We start from the raw sequence: 20,615 nt of genomic DNA on the forward strand, positions 1-20,615 counted from the left end.
ACTTAGCCACCCCAACCTTTCGATGAAGAGGACGACTTACTGCTGCCCCAACTTGATTTAGCCGATACAGTGGAACCAAACCCCCCTCGAGACATGGTTTTAGTGACGGTTGGTTTTGGCTTCATCTGATCTCGTCCAACCTTCACGCTCGAATTTTTATAGCGACTTGAACCATAATCGTATCCGTCAGAAGTAACCCATCGGTCATAAAAAATACTTCCAGGATAACGTGATGAGTACATTGGTTGAGAATAATATGGTCGATTATTGCTCATCATTCGGGCAAACATATAACCTGTCATTGCTGGCATAAACCAATTAGAACTTGGTGCCTGAACACAAGCATTCTGACCAAACTCTTGAGTACATTCGTTCTGCGTAGCATATTTAGGACCAGTACGAGCCGACTCTTCAAGAGCATACTCATACGCAGCTTTACATTGCTCGGCAAAATCTGGATTATCGCTAACACAATCCTCAACACCTTGGTAAATATGTGCTTCTTCTGAATCACCACACCCTGCTAACACTGCCGAAACAACAGCAACCGAAAGAGGTTTTGGTGCGAATGGACGCCATGATTTACGCATTCGTTGTAAAGATATTTGTTTGGTTTTTTTCATCCTCACAATCTCCTAATCAGTAAGTCATACACGCTGCATTCAATAAACCAACTGCAACTGATGTGGCCGCCATAACAATACCAGCAGGAATTTCGCCTTGTTCAATTCGTTCCGATATCTTAGGCATAAACGCAATCCGTACAATAAAGAAAGCGGCAATTTGCGCCAGTAATGCAATACCACCCCAAACAGCAAAATCGACAATATTAACCGAATTACTTGCTGCGCCAGAAATAGCCAAACTGTAGCCCAATATCGATCCAGCCAGAGCTATAGCCGCGGATATATTATTACCATCTTTAATCAGTGCCCATTCATCGTATGGCGTCACTCGTACGTAAACCACTTTAAATAGCAGTAAAAAAGCCAATGAAACAATAAAATACAGTAAAAATGCGCCAACATTTCCAATGGAATCTATAAGTATTTGCATGCTAGTTCCTTTATATAATTAATTATTTAACCTGTTTCTTAGCCAACAATGTTAAAGTCTGTTGGAGATACATCTACGCTGGTGCTAAAAACAACGCTTCTTTGCAGTTGGTTATTTTCGAGTTTTTCTTCAGCGATAAGTTGTAACCCTTCAAATAACTCGGCATTAATTTCTCTCTCATAGACCATGACAAATTGGTCGGTTTCGCTCACGCTTCCATCTTCAAACCATGTTTTTTCTGTCATAGCAACGGGACGTTCATTATCCCAAGCCTTATAGAATTCTTGCCCATCAAGCATTTGATTAGCTAAAAGCAACTCTGTTGCTAGCCAGTTTTCCCATTGCTGTTCCGTATCAATTGGTTTCGTTTGATAAAAATAAACCAATTTTACTTCCATCACATCGGCATCAGTTGTGCCATTTTGTAACACCTGAAAATAGCCATCATCATCGGTATAAAAACGTAACAATCGAGTTTGTTGATCAAGTTCAACTTGCCCAACGGCTTTAATTAGCTGAGTTCGAGCGGCGCCTTCTATCGTTAGATCAGGTTCAATTAAGCGAAATTTAAGATCATCTAGCTCAACAGCGCCTCCCAATCTAAAACCTAGAACTTCTGGTGAACGCACTGGTTCTGCTTGTTGCTTCTTCTTAAACCAATCAAACATAGTGGCTCCTATTTAGGCCAATTAATATTCACAACACGTTCATCTGAGATATAGAAAAGCGTCATCCCTTCTGCTACTTCGCAGCTTAGATTAGGATTAATTTTCAATCCATCACCATTATCCACAGCGATAAGTATAGCGTCGTGTTGCTTTTTAAATGAATGGAACAGAATTTCAAACGTGGTGGTGGGATATCCGCTAGGATACACGACTGAATATTGTGTCATCCCTGTTGTTGTGCTTAATAACTCTTGATGAAGGCCACTTGAACCAGGATCAATCGCAGATTTTGCAAGCATTTCGATCGAAACAGAAGGAATACATTCAACATTAGGGCAGTGCGCTTTAAGCAAATGACTTAATTCTTCGTTATTAAAGTAAGCGAGAATATGCGCATTGGCATTTTTTCCACTCACAAACAGTGCCGCACTTAATGTCACGTCATCTTCAGGTGTATCGATAATAATAACACTCGCTTGCGATATTCCAGCACGCGCCATTTCTACACTATCAACATAACTTGATACTGAAACAAATTCGATAATACCCGGTAGTGGGTTTTCCATTTCAACGCAAGCGCACAATACAATAGGTCGACTATTTTTTTCTTCATGCAATAACATGTCTAACATATTTAAGGTACGTTTCTCATTCCACCCAAGCACTAAGATATGATCGTTCATTTTAAGGCTCCGCTTACCCATAATTCCTTTACGCCAAGATTCCACCAGTAAACTAGCAACTTGACCAACTACTATCGCAAATAACCCCAACCCAACTGGGATAATAAATAATGATGTTACCCACTTACCCAGTTCACTGGCAGGTGAATAATCGCCGTAACCAACTGTCGATGCGGTGACAACTAAATAATAAATAAAGACGCTCAGTGAGTTAGTAAGATCCAACTCTCCAGCAAAATGAAGTAGTATCCAGCTTATTAAGATATAGCCAAATAATAAGAAAAAAAGATTTCTTCCTGTGAGTTGACCTAAGTGACGAACCGTCCATTGGCGCAGCACCAACCATAACGACATCTTCGTTCCCTCTTGTTTTAATTATTACAATGTAAAAGCGAGATTATTGATCAATCATCCTTTCACTGAAGGCAGAAACAGTGTTGATTTGAATATACTTTGAGCGAGAAAATAGTGACTCAGGTTCAATAACTTAGTTGTCTAAATTGAATATAGAATCCATTGCTAGATCTAGAGTCAACCAATATGTTGCTAACCAAAATCCGCTATAAAATTCAATATGATACTAATAAAAATAACCATCCAGAAAAAATAAAAGCATCTTTCGATGCTTATATTTTTCTATTGCGATTATTTACCAAGAATACGAGCTAATTCATCTTCTGCTGACGAATTATTGGCGGTAATTCCTGCTTCTGCTAATTTTTTATCTAAAGAACTTCCCGAAGCTTCATCGGCCAATTCTGCTGCAGCTTCAAGTTGTGCTGATTTTTCAAGTTGGCGCTTTTTGATTCTATCCAATGACTCTACTGCTGTATGCATTTTAGCATTGGCACCGACGTTTGTAGCGGAAACAGCTGACTGAGCTTTTTGCACTGCTTCATTAGCTTTCACCACATCAACCTGCTGCTCTAATTGACGTAATTTATCTTTTGCTTGAGCAATATTAGTACTCATCGTCTGTGCTGAAGATTTAAATTGCTCTAAATACACATTTTCGGCTTGTTGTTCATTTTTCAAGTTCGCCACTTTTTGAGCACATTCTAAGGCTAATTCTTGTTGGCCCTTTTCCATCGCAACACGAGTATGGTTCTCGTATTCGGTAATACTTTGCTCAAAGGCATCCACTTTATTTTGTGACATTTTCCGTTTGGCAATAATACTCACCAAAGCTTCATCAGAACGACGTAATTCTACTTTTGCCTCTCTAATTTCCTGATCCAAAATACGCAACGCTTGATTGTCCGCTATCGACTCTGCCGCTTCATTTGCGCCACCTTTTACCGCTGAGAATAATTTTTTCCAAACACTCATTGTTCACTCTCCGTTAAGTATTCTTGATATAGATCGATAAATGCTTCGACATTGCGGAACAAGGTAGCCACTTCAATGATAATACTTTCTAATTTAGATTGAGAGGAAAGTGATCCGAAAGCCACGTAATACTCTTCACCACCAATCTCATTGATTCCCACGGTAGTTAGCGGGAACATTTTGTGAGTTTTTAACACGTAATCATTTAGTTGTTGCGCGTTTTTAACTTGGTTTTTACTGAAGAGGATTACCTCAACAAGAATTTGCTCTCCAGAAATAGCGAGAAAAGCATCAATGTTGTCTTCATTGGTAATAACTACTGTACTTTCATTTTCTTTAACAACCCAACCATCATGCTCACTGAGCGCTGAGATTAAGCTTGGAGATTGACAAATCATAGTGGCACCATATCAATTAAGAAAAACCGTATACTATTGAAATAATATATGTATTTACGGAAAAACCTCGTCAGTCTACGTATCGACAATGAGCATGTCTATAGCATATACCCGGGGTTACTCGCGTTTTTTATGCTTAGTACTAGGTTAATAAGACCTTAGTTAGCGCTATATTCTCCATTTATTTACATAAAAGGTTTCTAACCTTTTGCTATAGAAAAAACAGTCATAAAACTAAACCTTTCAGAATTGCCTACTTAATGCTTAGCCTCGTTAAAATCAGCACAAGACGATTCAGATTGGGTTTATTTTATATGTTGATCGATATCGTCTTCACCCAGATGACGGACATCTTTCCCTTTAACAAAATAAATAATGTATTCACAAATATTTTGGCAACGATCCCCCACTCGTTCAATTGCTCTTGCAGACCACATTACTTGTAGAATACTTGGAATATGTTGAGGGGTATCCATCATACTGGTGGTTAATTGAGCAATGACTTTGTTGTACTCTTCATCCAATTTATCATCTAGTTTATATACCTCTGCAGCTGCATCCACATCCATTCTAGCGAACGAATCAAGCACTTGATGCAACATCACAATTGCCTGCCGACATAGAGGCTCTAACGAGACATGAAAGTGTTGATTCTTAGTGGATGGTGTTTCTATGGCAACACGTGCAATGCGGGTCGCAACGTCGCCAATTCTTTCCAGATCGGTAATAGTTTTCACTATCGCCATAACAAGGCGCAGGTCTTTGGCTGTTGGCTGGCGCTTTGCAATAATAAGTGTGCACGCTTCATCAATTGCCATTTCCATAGCATTGACTTTATGATCATCACGCACCACTTGATGGGCCAGCTCCATATCCTCTTTATTCAGAGCCTGCATAGAAAATGATAATTGCTGCTCAACCAACCCGCCCATAGTAAGCACATGGGTACGAATCGATTCTAATTCAACGTTGAACTGCCCTGAAATGTGACGACCAAAATGCATTATTTACCTATTTGTTTAAGTAATTAGGGTATTATTTTTTTGAATGTTCTGTATTTTTTAAGTTATATCTACATCAATTTTCAGTAATATCTAGCCAATAACGGAAAGATACGTGTGAGTAACCGACCTCAACCATATCGACCGGTAATATAATCTTCCGTGCGTTTTTTTACTGGTGAAGTAAAAATAGAATCGGTATCACTGTACTCGATCAATTTTCCAAGATGAATAAACGCAGTGTGATCACTCACCCTTGCTGCTTGTTGCATATTATGAGTGACGATGACAACGGTGTACTTCGTTTTCAGTTCATTAACCAATTCTTCTATTGTTAAAGTTGAGATGGGATCTAAAGCAGAAGTCGGTTCATCTAATAGTAACACTTCTGGCTCAATCGCTATCGCTCTAGCAATAACCAAGCGTTGCTGTTGTCCACCTGATAGACCAAAAGCATTTTCATGTAATCGATCTTTCACTTCGTCCCATAACGCTGCCGCTTTTAAAGAACGCTCAACAGCATCATCTAAAACTCTTGCTGTTTTAATGCCTTTAAGACGTAAACCATAAATGACATTTTCATAAATAGATTTAGGAAAAGGGTTCGGTCTTTGAAAAACCATTCCCACTCGTCGGCGTAGAGTAGCGACATCAACATTCTCATCATAAACATTTTTACCATGAAGATAGATGCTACCTTCGACTTTACAGCCTTCAACCAAATCGTTCATTCTATTGATACAACGTAATAAGGTCGATTTACCACAACCAGACGGACCAATAAATGCCGTAACCTTGCCTTTCGGTATTCGCATTGAGATATCACTCAAAGCCTGTCCATTTTTATAGTATAGATTAAGATTTTCGATCGATATCGCGGTATCTTCATCAGATAAATTTTGCACATCTAATGGCACGTCATAACCCAACGTTGAACTGACTGAAAAAGTTGAACTCGCTGAAAACATAGTTAATCTTGTCCTAAGGCTCGATATTTTTCTCGTAAATTATTACGAATATTGATTGCGGTTAAATTCAGCCCAACCACCACCACCACCAGTAAAAAAGAGGTGGCATAGACTAAAGGCCGAGCGGCTTCTATATTGGGCGTTTGAAAACCCACATCATAAATATGATAACCAAGATGCATGAATTTACGTTCAAGATGCACATAAGGATAATGGCTATCAACAGGCAAACTTGGCGCTAACTTGGCGACACCAACCAACATAAGAGGTGCAACCTCACCAGCAGCCCGAGCAATAGCAAGTATTAAACCGGTAATAATTGCGGGGCTAGCCATCGGTAAAACAATACGCCATAAGGTTTCAAACTGCGTAGCACCTAAAGCATAAGATCCATTTCGAACTGAAGTAGGAATACGACCTAAGCCTTCTTCTGTTGATACAATAACAACAGGTAAAGTTAACAACGCTAAGGTCAATGCCGACCATAATATACCTGGGGTGCCAAAAGTGGGTGTAGGAAGTTTGTCTGCATAAAAGATCTCATCAATTGAGCCACCAATGCTATAAACAAAAAAACCTAAACCGAAGACTCCATAGACAATAGAAGGCACGCCAGCTAAATTTATCACCGCCACTCGAATCATTCGTGTCAGGGCATTATTTTCGGCATATTCGTACAAATACACAGCAGCAATAACGCCTAGCGGAGTCACTAATATAGACATCATGAACACCAGAAAAACGGTACCGAAAATAGCAGGGAATACCCCGCCTTCTGAATTGGCTTCACGCGGATTTTCTAGTACAAAACGCTTAACCTGTTTTGCCCAATGAAAAAACTTATCAACGTAAGTCATATCATTGGGGTACCATGCATCTAAAATATGACTGAGTGATAACTTATGTACAGCTCCGGACATATCTTCAATAACAACATATTCTTGATCTAATTTAGTTCTAATTTGCGTTAATTTTTCTTCTGCACTGGCAAGCAGTAATTCTAATGCTTTTTTACTCTCGTCATACTGATTCAAATACTCAGTTGTCAGCTTGCCTTCAAATTCCAATTTTTGTTTGTTTAATCTAAGTTGGCTTAACTTCCAACCAATATCTCTTACTTCATCATTTAAAATACGATCAATCTCTAATCGTAACGAACGAGCAGAGTCAACGCCGTATTTTAGATGACTTTTTACGTCAAAAGTATAGCGTCCATAGTTGGTTACATAAGCAATTGGTTTACCGAAAAAGTCGCCATCGATAGAACGTTCAAGCACCGCCCAATCAACCGGAAACTCGGCTGCTGTTAAAGTAGGTTCTAATACAGCAATAAAATCGAGTGGATAAAGTTCTCTATTCGCGATCTTAATACTCAGTCGTTGAACGCTGCCATCGTCTAGTATTTCTTGGGGCAGTTTTTGCTGTTCGCTTTCAAGCCGAGAAATAGGAACGGATGTACGTTGATAAACTTGGCCAACTATTTTATCGCCATTTTCATTGGTCCAAACGGATAAAGGCATTGGCCAAAAATAGGTTAACCCTTGCCAACCTATCAGCAATAGCAGGCCAAAAACAGAAATCAGACTAATACTGACTGCTCCACCTGTTAACCATATCCAAGGTTTTCCTGACTTAATCCAATGACCCAATATTCTTCCTACCCTACTCTATTATCACTACATTGAGCTGTATCTGTCTTTCAGTCGCTGTCTTACAATCTCAGCCAGTGAATTGACAATAAATGTAAAAATAAACAGCAATAATGCAGCTAAAAATAATACTCTGTAATGCGTATCCCCCACTTCCGTTTCTGGCATTTCTACTGCGATCGTAGCTGACAGACTTCTCATCCCTTCAAAAACACTAAAATCCATAATAGGTGTGTTACCTGTTGCCATCAGCACGATCATCGTCTCACCAACGGCTCTACCTAAGCCAATCATTACTGCCGAAAAAATGCCAGGACTGGCAGTTAATAACACAACATATAACAAAGTTTGCCAACGCGTGGCTCCTAAAGCTAAAGAACCGTCGGAAAGATGTTGTGGCACAGAAAATATAGCATCTTCAGCAATAGTGAAAATTGTTGGTATAACAGCAAACCCCATAGCAAGGCCAACCACCAACGCATTTCGTTGATCATAACTTATGCCGTATTCAGCTAAAAACAGCCTTACGTCACCATTAAACAGCCAGCGTTCAAGATCAACCGAATAGTGAATACTTAAATAACTCACTATGATAATAACCGGAACGAGTATAAGCACATGCCAACCATTCGGTAATGTTCTAATCACTGCTTTTGGTAGTAAAGCCCAAAAAAAACTGACTATTAACATAGATATAGGCAGTAAGAGAATTAATGCCATCACTCCTGTTAAATAGGTTTCTATGATTGGAGCTAGCCACAATCCAGCTAAAAACCCAAGAATAACGGTAGGCAACGCTTCCATTATTTCAATTGATGGCTTCACTACTTTTCTCATCGAAGAAGGCATAAAATAAGCAGTATAAATAGCCCCTAAAATCGCTAAAGGAACCGAGAACAACATGGCATAAAACGTCGCTTTTAATGTACCGAATGCAATAGGAACTAGACTAAACTTAGCTTCAAAATCATCACTTGCCGATGTAGATTGCCATACATATTGTGGCTCAGGGTAGCTTTCATACCATACGGCTCGCCAAATAGATGAGAATGTCACTTCTGGGTGATTGTTGATCAAGTTATGTACTGTGATTTGGTGACTATCTAAACCAACTAGATAACTTTCATTATTGGATAAAGCAACAATGCTTGGTAATTCTGAGTAAATTTTGCCACTAAAAAGTTCATTTTCGCTAGTCGAGTAAAAACTCTCCATGTTTCCATTTTCTGAAAAGCTATAAAACCCCTTACGATAGGTGTCGGTTAGTAAAAATTGACTGGGTTCTTTTAAATTAAACGTTCGTATTTTAGTAAAAATACGCTCGCCACTTTTCAATACATCAAACCACTGAGAAACACTGTTATCTTGATGCATAACGAGAATCGAATGTGCCCCAGACAAGACCTCGATCTGCTTTACCGATTTATTGACATCACCATAAGATAAATCAACAAACTCTCTCACCAGATATTGATCGCCTTTTAATTGAGCAATCATCAATCCACTCCCGGACAATACAAATAATTGTTCTCCATTTGGCGATATTTTTAATTGATCAATCGGGGCAGGAAAATCAGGTACAGAAAGTGATTTAATAGACCAAATATCAGCTGGTTTCGTTGCACTAGCATTCTTCAAGACTCGAACCGCATCGATCTCACCAGCTTCAGTCACTCCAACAAAAGTTCCTGTATCTTGTTCTATAGCAAAGACCAACTGCTTTATTGGCTGATGTTGTTGGTTAAGTAAGAGAAAGCTATCATCTTTGTAAACTTTAAGATCTGGCGTGAGAACTCTTCCCTCAGCTGAAAATGAAACCGTAAAGTCAGGCTGAATCGCAATCACTTCACCATTGTTATTCGCATAAGCATACCACCCTTGAGATTGAGGGCTTTTAGCAAAAACACTTGGCTGCTTAATAATAGATGTAGTTAATAATTCCTTGGCTTTTCCTTGCTCAAAGCCGATATAAATCAAATTACCTTTGTCATCAAAAATAAAAGCATTTTCACCATAATCTCCAACCCCCATTCCGACCGCAGGATTTTGTTGTTCATAACGATAGCTTTGTTGCAAATTAACTTCTGCTCGAGAAAAGATTGGCAACACCATAGAAATTAGGTAAAAGAAGATAAGTAAGATTGCAGCAAGAACACCGATACCACCACTTCTAACAATAAAAGCAACGAGGCGATCTTTTAAGTATCTGATTTTATCTCGTTCTTTCAATGAAAATTCGGCATCGGCCATGGTGGTATTAATCCTTTTAAACAGGGCATCAATAATATTTCGTTTACGTGACAGTTACATTACAATAAATGAGTAACAACTGAAAATTGTCATCAATACCCAAAGTAGGCCAGACTGAAATAATTATGTAACAAAAACAGCCTACCTTTCACTATCTATTTCTCCCTATTTTGTGGAGAAACCGAGAAACACCGTTAATATTTGTCGGAAGGTATCATGAGTGCAGAAAAGCTATATATAGATAAAGAGTTAAGTTGGTTGTCCTTTAATGAGCGTGTATTACAAGAAGCCGCTGATAAAACGGTGCCACTGATAGAACGCATTCGCTTTTTAGGTATTTACTCAAATAATTTTGATGAATTTTACAAAGTTCGTTTTGCTAATGTAAAACGACGTATTCTTATTGCTCAAGAAAGAGGTGATCAAGATGACGGTAAAAACCTACTGGCAAAAATGCAATCTAAAGCTGCACAGCTAGAAAAAAACTTTGATGAATTATATACCGAGTTGTTACTGGAAATGGCACGTCGCCGCATATTTTTAGTTAACGAAACACAGCTAAGTGAAACGCAAGAAAAATGGATAAAAAAATATTTTAGAAAAGAAGTATTGCCGCACATTTCTCCTTTAATAGTAACCGAAGATATTGACGTATTGTCTTTTTTAAAAGATGAATACGCCTATCTTACTATTGAAATGAGAAAGAAAAAGAAAAAAGAAAAGTCTCAGTACGCCCTTATAGAAATACCAACAGACCAGTTGCCTCGCTTTGTAATGGTGCCAGAGCAGAAGGGAAAACGTCGTAAAACTATCATATTATTAGATAATATCATCCGTTATTGTTTAGACGATATCTTTAACGGTTTCTTTGAGTATGAATCTCTACATTGTTATTCAATGAAAATGACCCGTGACGCCGAATATGACCTAGGCTTTGAGGTAGAACACAGTTTATTGGAACAGATGTCTGAAGGTGTCGCGCAACGGTTAACGGCCATGCCAGTTCGCTTTGTATATGAACGAGAAATGCCAAAAGAGATGTTACATTTCTTATGTGAGACGTTAAAAATATCGAATTACGATAATTTAATTGCAAGCGGTCGCTACCATAATTTCAAAGACTTTATTGGCTTCCCCAATGTCGGACGTGACTACTTAGAAAACAAACCGTTACCTCCTCTTACCTGTGCCGATTTTTCAGGTTATAACAACAGTTTTGAAGCAATAAAAGCCAACGATATCTTGCTGCATTACCCCTATCACACGTTTGATCATGTTGCAGAGTTGGTAAGGCAAGCCTCGTTCGACCCTAAAGTACGCGGCATTAAAATTAATATTTACCGAGTCGCTAAAAACTCAAAATTGATGAACTCTCTCATTGATGCCGTTCATGGCGGTAAAGATGTGACGGTAGTAGTCGAACTGCAAGCTCGATTTGATGAAGAAGCCAATATTGAATGGTCAAAAGTATTAACGGATGCGGGGGTACATGTGCAATTTGGTACTCCGGGCCTTAAGATTCACTCTAAATTATTGCTAATATCTCGCCGAGAAGAAGGCGAGATTGTGCGTTATGCTCATGTCGGAACGGGTAACTTCCATGAGAAAACGGCTCGTATCTATACCGACTTCGCACTATTAACCGCCGACCAAGACATTGTTGAAGAAGTGAGAAACGTATTCGGCTATATCGAAAATCCTTATCGACCAGTGAAGTTTAATCATCTAATTGTCTCTCCTCGCAATTCGAGAAGTCGATTATACAAACTCATCGATAATGAAATATCACATGCTCGCTCTGGAGAAAAAGCAGCTATCACACTAAAAATCAATAATTTAGTTGATAAAGGGCTGATCAATAAGCTTTACGGAGCCAGTGCGGCTGGTGTGAAAATAAAGATGATCATTCGAGGCATGTGCTCACTCGTTCCTGGTGTAGAAGGCATTAGCGACAATATAGAAATCATCAGTATTGTCGATCGCTTTTTAGAGCACCCTCGTGTCATTATTTGTGAGAATGGAGGTAATCCTACCGTTCACATCTCATCTGCTGATTGGATGACACGGAATATTGATTATAGGATCGAAGTTACTGTTCCTATTCGTAGTGAAAGACTCAAACAAAGAATTATAGATATTATTAATATTCAATTTACTGACACAATGAAAGCACGGGTCATTGATGGTGAAATGAGTAATAATTATGTTCGCCGTGGTAATCGCAAAAAAATTCGATCACAACTTGCAATATATGACTATATCAAGCAAGTTGAGAGACAAACCCAAAAAGACAACGAAAAAGTACTAGAAGATGAATGACAAGATAGACCTTCAAAGACGCAAAGTAGCCGCTATTGATTTGGGTTCAAACAGTTTCCATATGGTGGTGGCACATATCGTTGGCGAAGACCTACAACTAGTCAGTCGTCATAAACAAAGGGTACGGCTGGCAGCAGGGTTAAACCGTAAAGACCGCTTACTTGATGAAGCATCAATGTTACGAGGATTAGAATGCCTTGAGATGTTTGCTGAGCGGCTACAAGGATTTGAACCAGACAATGTCAGAATTGCTGCAACTCATACTTTAAGACAAGCTCGTAATGCTAGTATTTTTATGCGCAGAGCCAGAGAAGTCTTGCCTTTCCCTATCGAAATTATTGCTGGTGTAGAAGAAGCTCGCTTAATTTATTTAGGGGTCGCCCACACACAACCCGAATCTAAAAGTAAGTTAGTGATAGATATTGGTGGCGGCAGCACTGAAATGATCATTGGTCAAGAGTTTGAACCAGAATTAGTCAACAGCACCTTAATGGGCTGTGTCAGCTTTACCAATAAATTTTTTGCCAATGGTAAGCTGTCTCACCACAACTTTGCACTAGCCAGTATTGCCAGCCAACAACGGTTTGAATCTTTAGCCAAACCTTACCGTAAAAAAGGTTGGGATGTTGCCATCGGTTCTTCTGGAACCATTAAAGCCATACGCGAAGTCCTAATAGGGCTAGGCTTTGAAGACGGCATAATTACTCAAAAACGCATCAAAAAACTAATTGATAGCTTATGTGCATTCAACTCAATTGATGACATTGATTTTAAAGGGCTAAGCATAGAGCGAAAGCCAGTTTTTGCGGGTGGAGTGGCTATTTTAGATGCCATAATGACTGGTCTTAGCATTAAAGAACTGCATTTTTCCGATGGTGCATTACGTGAAGGATTGCTATATGAAATGGAAGAACGATTTCAACGTTCCGATATTCGTATGCGCACCACCGAATACTTAGCACGAAAACATATTGTCGATTTACAACACGCAGAAAGAGTACGCAAGCAAGCTAAACACTTTCTGACTCAAACATCATCAGTAACCGGTATAAAAAAAACTGGCGAACTAGCTTCGTTACTTGGCTGGGGAGCACTTTTACATGAAGTTGGTTTAAGCATTAGTTATCAAGGCCTACATCGCCATTCAAGCTATATTTTACAGCACACCACTATGCCTGGATTCAACCAAGAGCAGCAATTGGTATTGGCAACATTGGCGAGGTTTCAACGTAAAGCTCTGAAACTTCAAGAAATGCAAGAGTTCAACTTATTTAAGAAGAAACACATCATTCAACTCATTCGTATTTTACGTTTATCTATCGTATTAAATGGTCAACGCAATGAAGATGGTCTTCCAGAATTAGATCTCAATATAAAAGATGACGATCATTGGCAAATAGAATGCCATGATAAAAACTGGCTAGAGCACAATAAACTACTCTTTGCCGATTTAGAAACAGAGCAAGGTTACTGGCAAAAAGCTGGATGGTTGCTTGAATTTTAATATAGATCAATCATAGGCCTATTTTATCCAATTCCTTTTTAGCCAAATCACTAGAAATGGATAAATATCCGTCTTTTTCTACCGCTAACTGCCCCTGCTTGGAATAAATAAAACGAATAAACTCCGTTTCAAGTAAAGAAAGAGGCTTAGATGGATGTTTATTTATATAAACGTAGAGGAAACGCGAGAGCGGATATTGCCCACTCAAAATAGTTTGTCGAGTTGCTTGGATATACTCTTTCCCATCAATGGAAATAGGCAGTAATTTTGCTCCGGAAACACTGTAGCCAACCCCTGAATAACCAATAGTATTAATCCCGGAAGCAACCGCCTGTACCACAGAAGATGATCCGGGTAATTCATTTACATTGCGCTTAAAATCACCATTACACAAAGCTGCTCTCTTGAAGTAGCCATAAGTCCCTGAAACTGAATTCCGACCAAATAATTGAATACGCCGTTTTGCCCAATCGTTTTTAATCCCTAATTCAGACCAAGATTCGATAGGAATATTACTACCACACCGCATGGTGGAAGAAAAAATACTGTCAATTTGCTCAAAAGATAATCCTTGAATCGGGTTGTCTTTATGTACAAAAAGCCCAATCGCATCAATTGCTACTTTTAGCTCCGTTGGTTTATAACCATGCTCTCTTTCAAACGATTGCAACTCTTTTAACCGCATTGGTCGACTCATCGGCCCGAACTGTGCCGTACCTTCTGTCAAAGCCGGAGAGGCAGTTGAAGAACCGGACGCTTGTACTTGAACATTAACGTTAGGATAGTAAGTTTTAAATGCTTGTCCCCAAAGGGACAACATACTCGCCAATGTATCAGAGCCAACTGATGTCAAATTGCCAGAAACGCCAGACACCTTATTATAATCTGGTAGCTCTTTAGCCAAAAGCGTAAAACTGACGCTCAATAGGCTCGCGGTAATCAATATTACATTGGCAAACAGTTTCATTTACTGAACTGACTCCGATCTCACAATCAGTCGTTTAGGCAATACAAACGAAAACTGACTCCCTACTCCAACTTCACTGCGAATATCTAAAATAGAATCATGATGACTTAATGCATGTTTAACAATAGCAAGGCCTAAACCGCTTCCTCCAGTATCCCGAGAACGCGCTTTATCCACTCGATAGAATCGCTCGGTCAATCGCACTATATGTTGAGGTTCAATTCCTTCACCGCTGTCCTCTACATCTAGATGAGCGCCCATTGCTGTTTCATACCATCGAACATGAATATTGGCACCGGCAGGCGTATATTTAACAGCGTTATAAACCAAATTAGAAATAGCGCTCCTTAAATGGTCTTCATCGCCAAGTACTGTGAGTGATGAATCAATATCAAAACGCAATTTATGCTCATTATCGCCACTTAAAGCAATAGCTTCTTTTTCCAACACTTCAAGCATGGCTGGTACATTAACGGTTTCATCTAAATCATGCATTGGTGCTGCTTCTATTTTAGATAAAGTTAACAGCTGATTCACTAAGGCATTCATGCGATTCAATTGTTCTGTCATAACACCGTGAGCTTTAGGCCACATTGGTCCTAAAAACACATCTGGGTCTTCAGTCATTTCAAGATAGCCTTGTAACACGGTCATCGGTGTACGCAGCTCATGTGACACATTAGCAAAAAAGTTGCGACGCATACCTTCTAATTGATTCAATTGAGTGACATCACGAACTACCATTAAATGCTCGCCTTGAGTATACGGTACAATACGCAACTCTAACATGCGCTCAATATTCAAAGGTGAACGCATTTCTAGCGGCTCAGAGAAGTCATTTTTACTTAAATATTTGATAAAATCAGGTGTTCGCACTAAATTCGAAATAGGTTGCCCAGAATCGTCTGGCCAATGAAAACCTAACAAATGTTGCGCCAGTTTATTACACCAAACAATATTACCTTCACTACGAAATACAACCACTGCATCAGGTAACGATTCAGCACCGTTTCTAAACCGACGAATAAGATTAGTCAGGTCTTTCCGCTTTCTTCTTTGTCTTTGACCTAAACGGTAGATACCGTTGAAGAGCCCTTCCCAGTGCCCGGTGCCGGAAGGAGGTGTTAAACGCTTTTCATCCCATAACCAAGCAGAAAGTCGAATTTGATTATGAAAGTGCCATAAAAGCTGAATAGCCGTAGCAGCCAAAAGCAACCACGGCATATAACCAAATAACCAGCCTATCATTACCCATGGGGTATAAAAAAAAGCCAATGACCAAATTAGCTTCTTCCAGGTTAACCTTTCTACCATTTAATCATCCGAACACATCTCATATAACACCCGATTACGCTTTGGTCGAAAATCGATAACCAGCACCACGTACCGTTTGTACTAATCGATCATGGCCTTCTACTTCTAAAGCTTTACGCAGTCGACGGATATGCACATCCACTGTCCTATCTTCCACGTAAACATTGGTTCCCCAGACGTTATTTAATAACTGCTCACGACTATAGACTCGTTCCTGATGCGTCATAAAGAAATGCAACATTTTAAACTCGGTTGGTCCCATATCAACAGCTTGATCATTAATCGACACACGATGGGAAACAGGATCAAGCTTTAACCCTTGAACATCAATAACATCTTCAAGCGCTGTTGGAGAAACTCGTCGAATAACCGCTTTTAATCGAGCAACCAGCTCTTTGGGAGAAAAAGGCTTGGTGATATAATCATCGGCACCGACTTCCAAACCACGAACTTTATCTTCCTCTTCTCCTCTTGCCGTTAACATAACAACAGGGATATTGCGAGTTAGCTCTTCGCGTTTCAAATGCTTAATTAGATTAATACCTGACCCTCCAGGCAGCATCCAATCGAGCAATATTAGATCTGGATATGGTTCACACAGCTTACTTAGTGCCACATCATAATCTTCTGCTTCTACTGCTTGATATCCCTTTTGCTCAAGAACAAAACACAACATTTCTCGAATTGGTGCTTCATCTTCAACAACTAGAATCCTTCTAGACATAATTGAACAACCTTTAAGTTTTAATCAACGCTATGCATTATCTTCACTAAGTATGACACTTTTGTGACCTTTGAAAACTATTTTTCACATAACTGTCTTCTGATGTTCATACAGTTTTGAACAACGACACAAGTTCTTAAGATAAAGCACTCAACAAAATGCATTTATTCGCCTATTATGTGTCGCCTAAATCTAAGATAAGAGAATGATTATGTGGTTTAAAAACTGTCTGGTATACCGATTCAATCGTGAAATTCAATTTGATGTAGAGCAACTTGAAAAACAGTTAGAAGAGTTCCGCTTCACTCCTTGTAACAGCCAAGATAAAAGCAAATTTGGCTGGAGCAATGTTATGGGAAAATTCGGCGATGCACTCACTCATGTATCAGAAAATCGTATTCTTATCTGCGCAAAAAAAGAAGACAAAATGCTACCAGCTTCGGTTATCAACGATTCGATAGCAGAAAAAATTGAAACCTTGGAGCAGCAAGAAGGTCGTCCATTAAAGAAAAAAGAGAAAGATAATTTAAAAGAAGAAGTTGTTATCGATTTACTACCAAGAGCATTTAGCAAGAGCCAATTTACCAACGTTCTAATTTTGCCAGATGAAGAACTTATCATCGTTGACGCAAGTAGTTTTAATAAGGCCGAGGATGTTCTTGCCTTACTACGTAAATCTATCGGTAGTTTACCCGTTGTTCCCGCAATTCCCGAACAACCACTAGAAAGTTTAATGACCGAATGGGTAAAAACAGGTCAGACGCCACAAGGTTTAACCATGTTGGATGAAGCCGAACTACAGTCACAACAAGAAGACGGTGGCATAATCCGTTGTAAAAAACAGCAACTTACGTCTGAGGAAATACTCAACCATATTGAAGCAAATAAAGTAGTCACTAAGCTTGCACTCAACTGGCAAGAACATATCGACTTTATTTTAGCTAATGATTTTAGTATTAAGCGTCTAAAATTTAATGAAGAATTGAAAGACCAAAATGAAGACATTCCTAAAGAAGATAGAGCAGCGCGATTTGATGCGGATTTTTCTTTAATGAGTTCCGAATTGGCGACTTTTTTACCTAATTTGTACACAGAACTAGGTGGTCTAAGTAACAATACCCCATCTTAATTTTTTCCTTGAATAGGCACTCACGTGATTAGCATTCAGCTGAAAACACCCACACTGAGTGCCTACATCTAATACTCTGTCTTGACAATATCGCTTAGTAAAATAAACGTTATAAAACGTCAATGTATCTAAAGCATCAAAATTGTTTAATCAAGATAAAAACCCAATTATCTATGATTTTGTGCCATTTTCGCGTAATATTCGCGCTCCCAATAATTGCGCTATTTAGTAGCTCGATTCTGACTTGTAATCAGACTAGAGGATAAAATCATGTTTAAACCAGAACTTCTGTCGCCTGCAGGCAGCCTCAAAAATATGCGTTATGCTTTTGCTTATGGCGCAGATGCGGTATATGCAGGACAACCTCGATATAGCCTTCGAGTTCGTAATAACGAATTCAATCATGAAAACCTAAAAATAGGCATTGATGAAGCTCATGAGCAAGGCAAAAAATTGTATGTGGTCTGTAATATTCAACCGCACAATTCAAAACTAAAAACCTTTATTCGAGATCTAAAACCAATCGTAGAAATGGGTCCTGACGCACTAATCATGTCTGATCCTGGTTTAATCATGATGGTACGTGAAGCCTTTCCTGATATGGCAATTCACTTATCTGTTCAAGCTAACGCTGTAAACTGGGCCACCGTTAAGTTTTGGGCCTCTCAAGGTGTGGAACGAGTGATCTTATCTCGAGAGCTTTCTTTAGAAGAAATTGAAGAAATACGAGAGAACTGCCCTGAAACGCAATTAGAGATATTTGTCCACGGTGCGCTGTGTATGGCTTATTCTGGACGCTGTTTACTGTCCGGTTACATGAACAAGCGAGATCCAAACCAAGGAACATGCACTAATGCTTGCCGTTGGGAATACAAGGTAGAAAAAGCAGAAGAAAGTGATTCTGGACAAATTGTAGAAATCCAAGAAGCAACAGATCGTCCAGAAAACACACTTGGATTAGGTAAACCAATTGATGATGTCGTTTTATTATCTGAAAGTCACCGACCAGAAGAAAAAATGGCAGCATTCGAAGATGAGCATGGCACTTATATAATGAATTCAAAAGATTTACGTGCCGTTCAACATGTTGAGCGTTTAACTAAAATGGGTGTACATTCTTTGAAAATAGAAGGAAGAACCAAATCTTTCTACTACTGCGCAAGAACAGCTCAAGTTTATCGTAAAGCCATTGATGATGCCGTTGATGGGAAACCGTTTGATGAAAGCTTGCTTGGAACACTAGAAAGCTTAGCTCACCGAGGCTATACAGAAGGTTTTTTACGTCGTCACACTCACGATGCGTATCAAAACTATGAATACGGTTACTCTGTTTCAGATAGTCAGCAATTTGTCGGTGAATTTACTGGTAAACGACGCGATGGATTTGCTGAAGTCGAAGTCAAAAACAAATTTATCGTTGGGGATGACCTCGAATTAATGACTCCTAATGGAAACGTTACCTTTAAATTAGAAGTGATGCAGAACAAACGATCAGAGTCCATTGATGATGCAAAAGGTAATGGTCACTTTGTCTTTATCCCCGTACCAACTGATCTAGACCTAGATTTTGCACTGCTAATGAGAAACCTAGCACCTGGCACAGATACCAGAAATCCGACAGGGAAATGATTTTTTGTATACGTTATCACAAATTAGGACTTCAATTGGTTTGAAACCCTAATTTGTCATACAAAAACAATATTTTTCTATTGTCAATTGCCTATAAATTATGCATATTAATAAGCTCGCTAAATGATTAGCGACTATTACATTCAATGAAAAGTAACTTTTACTATTAAAATCATAAAATATTGCTATGAATAATATCTATAAAATAGAAGCTTATTGTGAAGCAAGTATCAAACAACTTGCTGATTTTATTGCAAAGTCTGGAAGTAAATGTGTGGTTAGGGGATGGGCTGTCATCACTGATCATGTGTTCACAGAAACAGAAACAGATCAAGCATTGCACTTAGTTGCTCGAATTAGTGACAATTTAACTGATGATGATTTATATTATTGGTCAATGAATGATAATAAACAAGCAGCCTAACAGGCTGCTCGTTATTCTCACTTCCTATATCGCCATCACCGTACTCTAATGATGTTTACACGTTCGGTGATATGGTACACTTCGCATAATTTCAAATAGTTTTATATTAAAGAGTACATACGAAATGTTATGTGCTCTTTTTCATTATCAAGGTACGCTCATGGCTCTGCTTATTAAAGACACATGTATCAACTGCGATATGTGCGAACCCGAATGCCCAAACTCAGCGATATCTATGGGCGCCGAAATTTATGAAATAGATCCTGCGCTTTGTACTGAGTGCAAGGGACACTACGATACACCAACTTGCCAATCAGTTTGTCCGATAACTAAATGCATAATTACTGATCCACTGCATATTGAAACTGAGAATGAGCTGCTAGAAAAATTTGTTGTCATACAAGGCTTGGCCTAGAAAATTGCTGAAAAAATGGTTCACAAAATTCACCATTCTAACTCTGATCGTTTTTACAGATTAAAACTCATACCAATCTAAGTAACAATATGATCTGATCGAAGCTTTCCAATTCAATGCAATGTCACAGTGGATAGCTTCGATAACGTCAACTTCAAAAAACTGACCAGACAACAAAAATCCATCTT

Annotated in this window: 19 protein-coding genes; 6 read left to right on the forward strand and 13 right to left on the reverse strand. The window is 38.9% G+C overall.

Features of this window, described 5'->3' with window-relative positions; translation table 11 throughout:
- Positions 1-2: 2 nt before the first annotated feature.
- The 10 genes from ACLKML_RS09305 to ACLKML_RS09350 all read right to left on the reverse strand — a co-directional run bounded on the left by ACLKML_RS09305 (position 3) and on the right by ACLKML_RS09350 (position 10,002).
- Positions 3-623, reverse strand: a complete 621-nt coding sequence (locus ACLKML_RS09305) for a DUF1190 family protein (protein WP_317717762.1) — start codon at positions 621-623, stop codon at positions 3-5.
- A gap of 16 nt (positions 624-639) precedes the next feature.
- Complete coding sequence (locus tag ACLKML_RS09310) at positions 640-1,056, reverse strand: DUF350 domain-containing protein (RefSeq protein ID WP_317717763.1); 417 nt, start codon at positions 1,054-1,056, stop codon at positions 640-642.
- 38 nt (positions 1,057-1,094) lie between these two features.
- A complete protein-coding gene (locus ACLKML_RS09315) occupies positions 1,095-1,724 on the reverse strand; it encodes a YjfK family protein (protein ID WP_413285107.1) in 630 nt (209 codons plus the stop codon).
- A gap of 8 nt (positions 1,725-1,732) precedes the next feature.
- Positions 1,733-2,761, reverse strand: a complete 1,029-nt coding sequence (locus tag ACLKML_RS09320; protein ID WP_413285108.1) for a potassium channel family protein — start codon at positions 2,759-2,761, stop codon at positions 1,733-1,735.
- Between the two features lie 291 nt (positions 2,762-3,052).
- On the reverse strand, positions 3,053-3,736 hold the full coding sequence (locus ACLKML_RS09325) for a PspA/IM30 family protein (RefSeq protein WP_413285109.1): 684 nt from the start codon (positions 3,734-3,736) through the stop codon (positions 3,053-3,055).
- Positions 3,733-4,134 (reverse strand): DUF2170 family protein, encoded by a 402-nt coding sequence (locus ACLKML_RS09330; protein ID WP_413285110.1) that lies wholly within the window; start codon positions 4,132-4,134, stop codon positions 3,733-3,735. The genes ACLKML_RS09325 and ACLKML_RS09330 overlap by 4 nt, the downstream gene beginning before the upstream one ends.
- Positions 4,135-4,439: 305 nt before the next feature.
- Positions 4,440-5,138, reverse strand: a complete 699-nt coding sequence (gene phoU / locus ACLKML_RS09335; RefSeq protein ID WP_413285111.1) for a phosphate signaling complex protein PhoU — start codon at positions 5,136-5,138, stop codon at positions 4,440-4,442.
- A gap of 128 nt (positions 5,139-5,266) precedes the next feature.
- The gene (gene pstB / locus ACLKML_RS09340; RefSeq protein WP_413285112.1) at positions 5,267-6,103 is read right to left on the reverse strand and encodes a phosphate ABC transporter ATP-binding protein PstB; all 837 of its coding nucleotides are present in this window, start codon (positions 6,101-6,103) and stop codon (positions 5,267-5,269) included.
- A 2-nt stretch (positions 6,104-6,105) separates the two neighbouring features.
- Positions 6,106-7,752, reverse strand: coding sequence for a phosphate ABC transporter permease PstA (gene pstA / locus ACLKML_RS09345; RefSeq protein ID WP_413285113.1), 1,647 nt, complete (start codon positions 7,750-7,752; stop codon positions 6,106-6,108).
- Positions 7,753-7,779: 27 nt separating this feature from the next.
- Positions 7,780-10,002 (reverse strand): ABC transporter permease subunit, encoded by a 2,223-nt coding sequence (locus tag ACLKML_RS09350; RefSeq protein ID WP_413285114.1) that lies wholly within the window; start codon positions 10,000-10,002, stop codon positions 7,780-7,782.
- A gap of 216 nt (positions 10,003-10,218) precedes the next feature.
- On the opposite strand from ACLKML_RS09350, the gene ppk1 reads away from it, so the two are divergent.
- Together ppk1 and ppx are read left to right on the forward strand one after the other, a co-directional pair.
- Positions 10,219-12,321 carry a polyphosphate kinase 1 gene (gene ppk1, locus ACLKML_RS09355; RefSeq protein WP_413285115.1) on the forward strand — a complete coding sequence of 701 codons (2,103 nt, stop codon included), beginning with the start codon at positions 10,219-10,221 and terminating at the stop codon, positions 12,319-12,321.
- Positions 12,314-13,825 carry an exopolyphosphatase gene (ppx, locus tag ACLKML_RS09360; RefSeq protein WP_317717773.1) on the forward strand — a complete coding sequence of 504 codons (1,512 nt, stop codon included), beginning with the start codon at positions 12,314-12,316 and terminating at the stop codon, positions 13,823-13,825. Before ppk1 ends, ppx begins: the two co-directional genes overlap by 8 nt.
- Before the next feature lie 10 nt (positions 13,826-13,835).
- Here ppx and ACLKML_RS09365 read toward each other — a convergent pair whose 3' ends face one another.
- Genes ACLKML_RS09365 through phoB form a run of 3 tightly spaced genes read right to left on the reverse strand, consistent with a single transcriptional unit; the run spans position 13,836 to position 16,830 of the window.
- Positions 13,836-14,792: a PstS family phosphate ABC transporter substrate-binding protein gene (locus ACLKML_RS09365; RefSeq protein ID WP_413285116.1), complete on the reverse strand. Its 957-nt coding sequence runs from the start codon at positions 14,790-14,792 to the stop codon at positions 13,836-13,838.
- Complete coding sequence (gene phoR, locus ACLKML_RS09370; RefSeq protein WP_413285117.1) at positions 14,793-16,106, reverse strand: phosphate regulon sensor histidine kinase PhoR; 1,314 nt, start codon at positions 16,104-16,106, stop codon at positions 14,793-14,795.
- Between the two features lie 34 nt (positions 16,107-16,140).
- Entirely contained in the window at positions 16,141-16,830 is a 690-nt protein-coding gene (gene phoB / locus ACLKML_RS09375; protein ID WP_317717776.1) for a phosphate regulon transcriptional regulator PhoB, read from the reverse strand.
- A 211-nt stretch (positions 16,831-17,041) separates the two neighbouring features.
- Between phoB and rdgC the strand changes: the two genes are divergently transcribed.
- From rdgC to ACLKML_RS09395, 4 genes are all read left to right on the forward strand, one after another.
- On the forward strand, positions 17,042-17,959 hold the full coding sequence (gene rdgC / locus ACLKML_RS09380; RefSeq protein ID WP_413285118.1) for a recombination-associated protein RdgC: 918 nt from the start codon (positions 17,042-17,044) through the stop codon (positions 17,957-17,959).
- A 270-nt stretch (positions 17,960-18,229) separates the two neighbouring features.
- Positions 18,230-19,588, forward strand: a complete 1,359-nt coding sequence (gene yegQ / locus ACLKML_RS09385) for a tRNA 5-hydroxyuridine modification protein YegQ (protein WP_413285119.1) — start codon at positions 18,230-18,232, stop codon at positions 19,586-19,588.
- 187 nt (positions 19,589-19,775) lie between these two features.
- Positions 19,776-20,012, forward strand: coding sequence for a hypothetical protein (locus ACLKML_RS09390; RefSeq protein WP_317717779.1), 237 nt, complete (start codon positions 19,776-19,778; stop codon positions 20,010-20,012).
- A 160-nt stretch (positions 20,013-20,172) separates the two neighbouring features.
- A complete protein-coding gene (locus ACLKML_RS09395) occupies positions 20,173-20,427 on the forward strand; it encodes a YfhL family 4Fe-4S dicluster ferredoxin (RefSeq protein ID WP_317717780.1) in 255 nt (84 codons plus the stop codon).
- Positions 20,428-20,615: the final 188 nt, after the last annotated feature.

The organism is Vibrio sp. MA40-2 (assembly GCF_047302445.1).
Classification (GTDB): Bacteria; Pseudomonadota; Gammaproteobacteria; order Enterobacterales; family Vibrionaceae; genus Vibrio.

Bases quoted from the DNA above. Each gene is read 5' to 3' on its own strand.
- ACLKML_RS09305 (WP_317717762.1), bottom strand. From the start codon at position 623: ATGAAAAAAACCAAACAAATATCTTTACAACGAATGCGTAAATCATGG.
- ACLKML_RS09310 (WP_317717763.1), bottom strand. From the start codon at position 1,056: ATGCAAATACTTATAGATTCCATTGGAAATGTTGGCGCATTTTTACTG.
- ACLKML_RS09315 (WP_413285107.1), bottom strand. From the start codon at position 1,724: ATGTTTGATTGGTTTAAGAAGAAGCAACAAGCAGAACCAGTGCGTTCA.
- ACLKML_RS09320 (WP_413285108.1), bottom strand. From the start codon at position 2,761: ATGTCGTTATGGTTGGTGCTGCGCCAATGGACGGTTCGTCACTTAGGT.
- ACLKML_RS09325 (WP_413285109.1), bottom strand. From the start codon at position 3,736: ATGAGTGTTTGGAAAAAATTATTCTCAGCGGTAAAAGGTGGCGCAAAT.
- ACLKML_RS09330 (WP_413285110.1), bottom strand. From the start codon at position 4,134: ATGATTTGTCAATCTCCAAGCTTAATCTCAGCGCTCAGTGAGCATGAT.
- phoU (WP_413285111.1), bottom strand. From the start codon at position 5,138: ATGCATTTTGGTCGTCACATTTCAGGGCAGTTCAACGTTGAATTAGAA.
- pstB (WP_413285112.1), bottom strand. From the start codon at position 6,103: ATGTTTTCAGCGAGTTCAACTTTTTCAGTCAGTTCAACGTTGGGTTAT.
- ACLKML_RS09350 (WP_413285114.1), bottom strand. From the start codon at position 10,002: ATGGCCGATGCCGAATTTTCATTGAAAGAACGAGATAAAATCAGATAC.
- ppk1 (WP_413285115.1), top strand. From the start codon at position 10,219: ATGAGTGCAGAAAAGCTATATATAGATAAAGAGTTAAGTTGGTTGTCC.
- ppx (WP_317717773.1), top strand. From the start codon at position 12,314: ATGAATGACAAGATAGACCTTCAAAGACGCAAAGTAGCCGCTATTGAT.
- ACLKML_RS09365 (WP_413285116.1), bottom strand. From the start codon at position 14,792: ATGAAACTGTTTGCCAATGTAATATTGATTACCGCGAGCCTATTGAGC.
- phoR (WP_413285117.1), bottom strand. From the start codon at position 16,106: ATGGTAGAAAGGTTAACCTGGAAGAAGCTAATTTGGTCATTGGCTTTT.
- phoB (WP_317717776.1), bottom strand. From the start codon at position 16,830: ATGTCTAGAAGGATTCTAGTTGTTGAAGATGAAGCACCAATTCGAGAA.
- rdgC (WP_413285118.1), top strand. From the start codon at position 17,042: ATGTGGTTTAAAAACTGTCTGGTATACCGATTCAATCGTGAAATTCAA.
- yegQ (WP_413285119.1), top strand. From the start codon at position 18,230: ATGTTTAAACCAGAACTTCTGTCGCCTGCAGGCAGCCTCAAAAATATG.
- ACLKML_RS09390 (WP_317717779.1), top strand. From the start codon at position 19,776: ATGAATAATATCTATAAAATAGAAGCTTATTGTGAAGCAAGTATCAAA.
- ACLKML_RS09395 (WP_317717780.1), top strand. From the start codon at position 20,173: ATGGCTCTGCTTATTAAAGACACATGTATCAACTGCGATATGTGCGAA.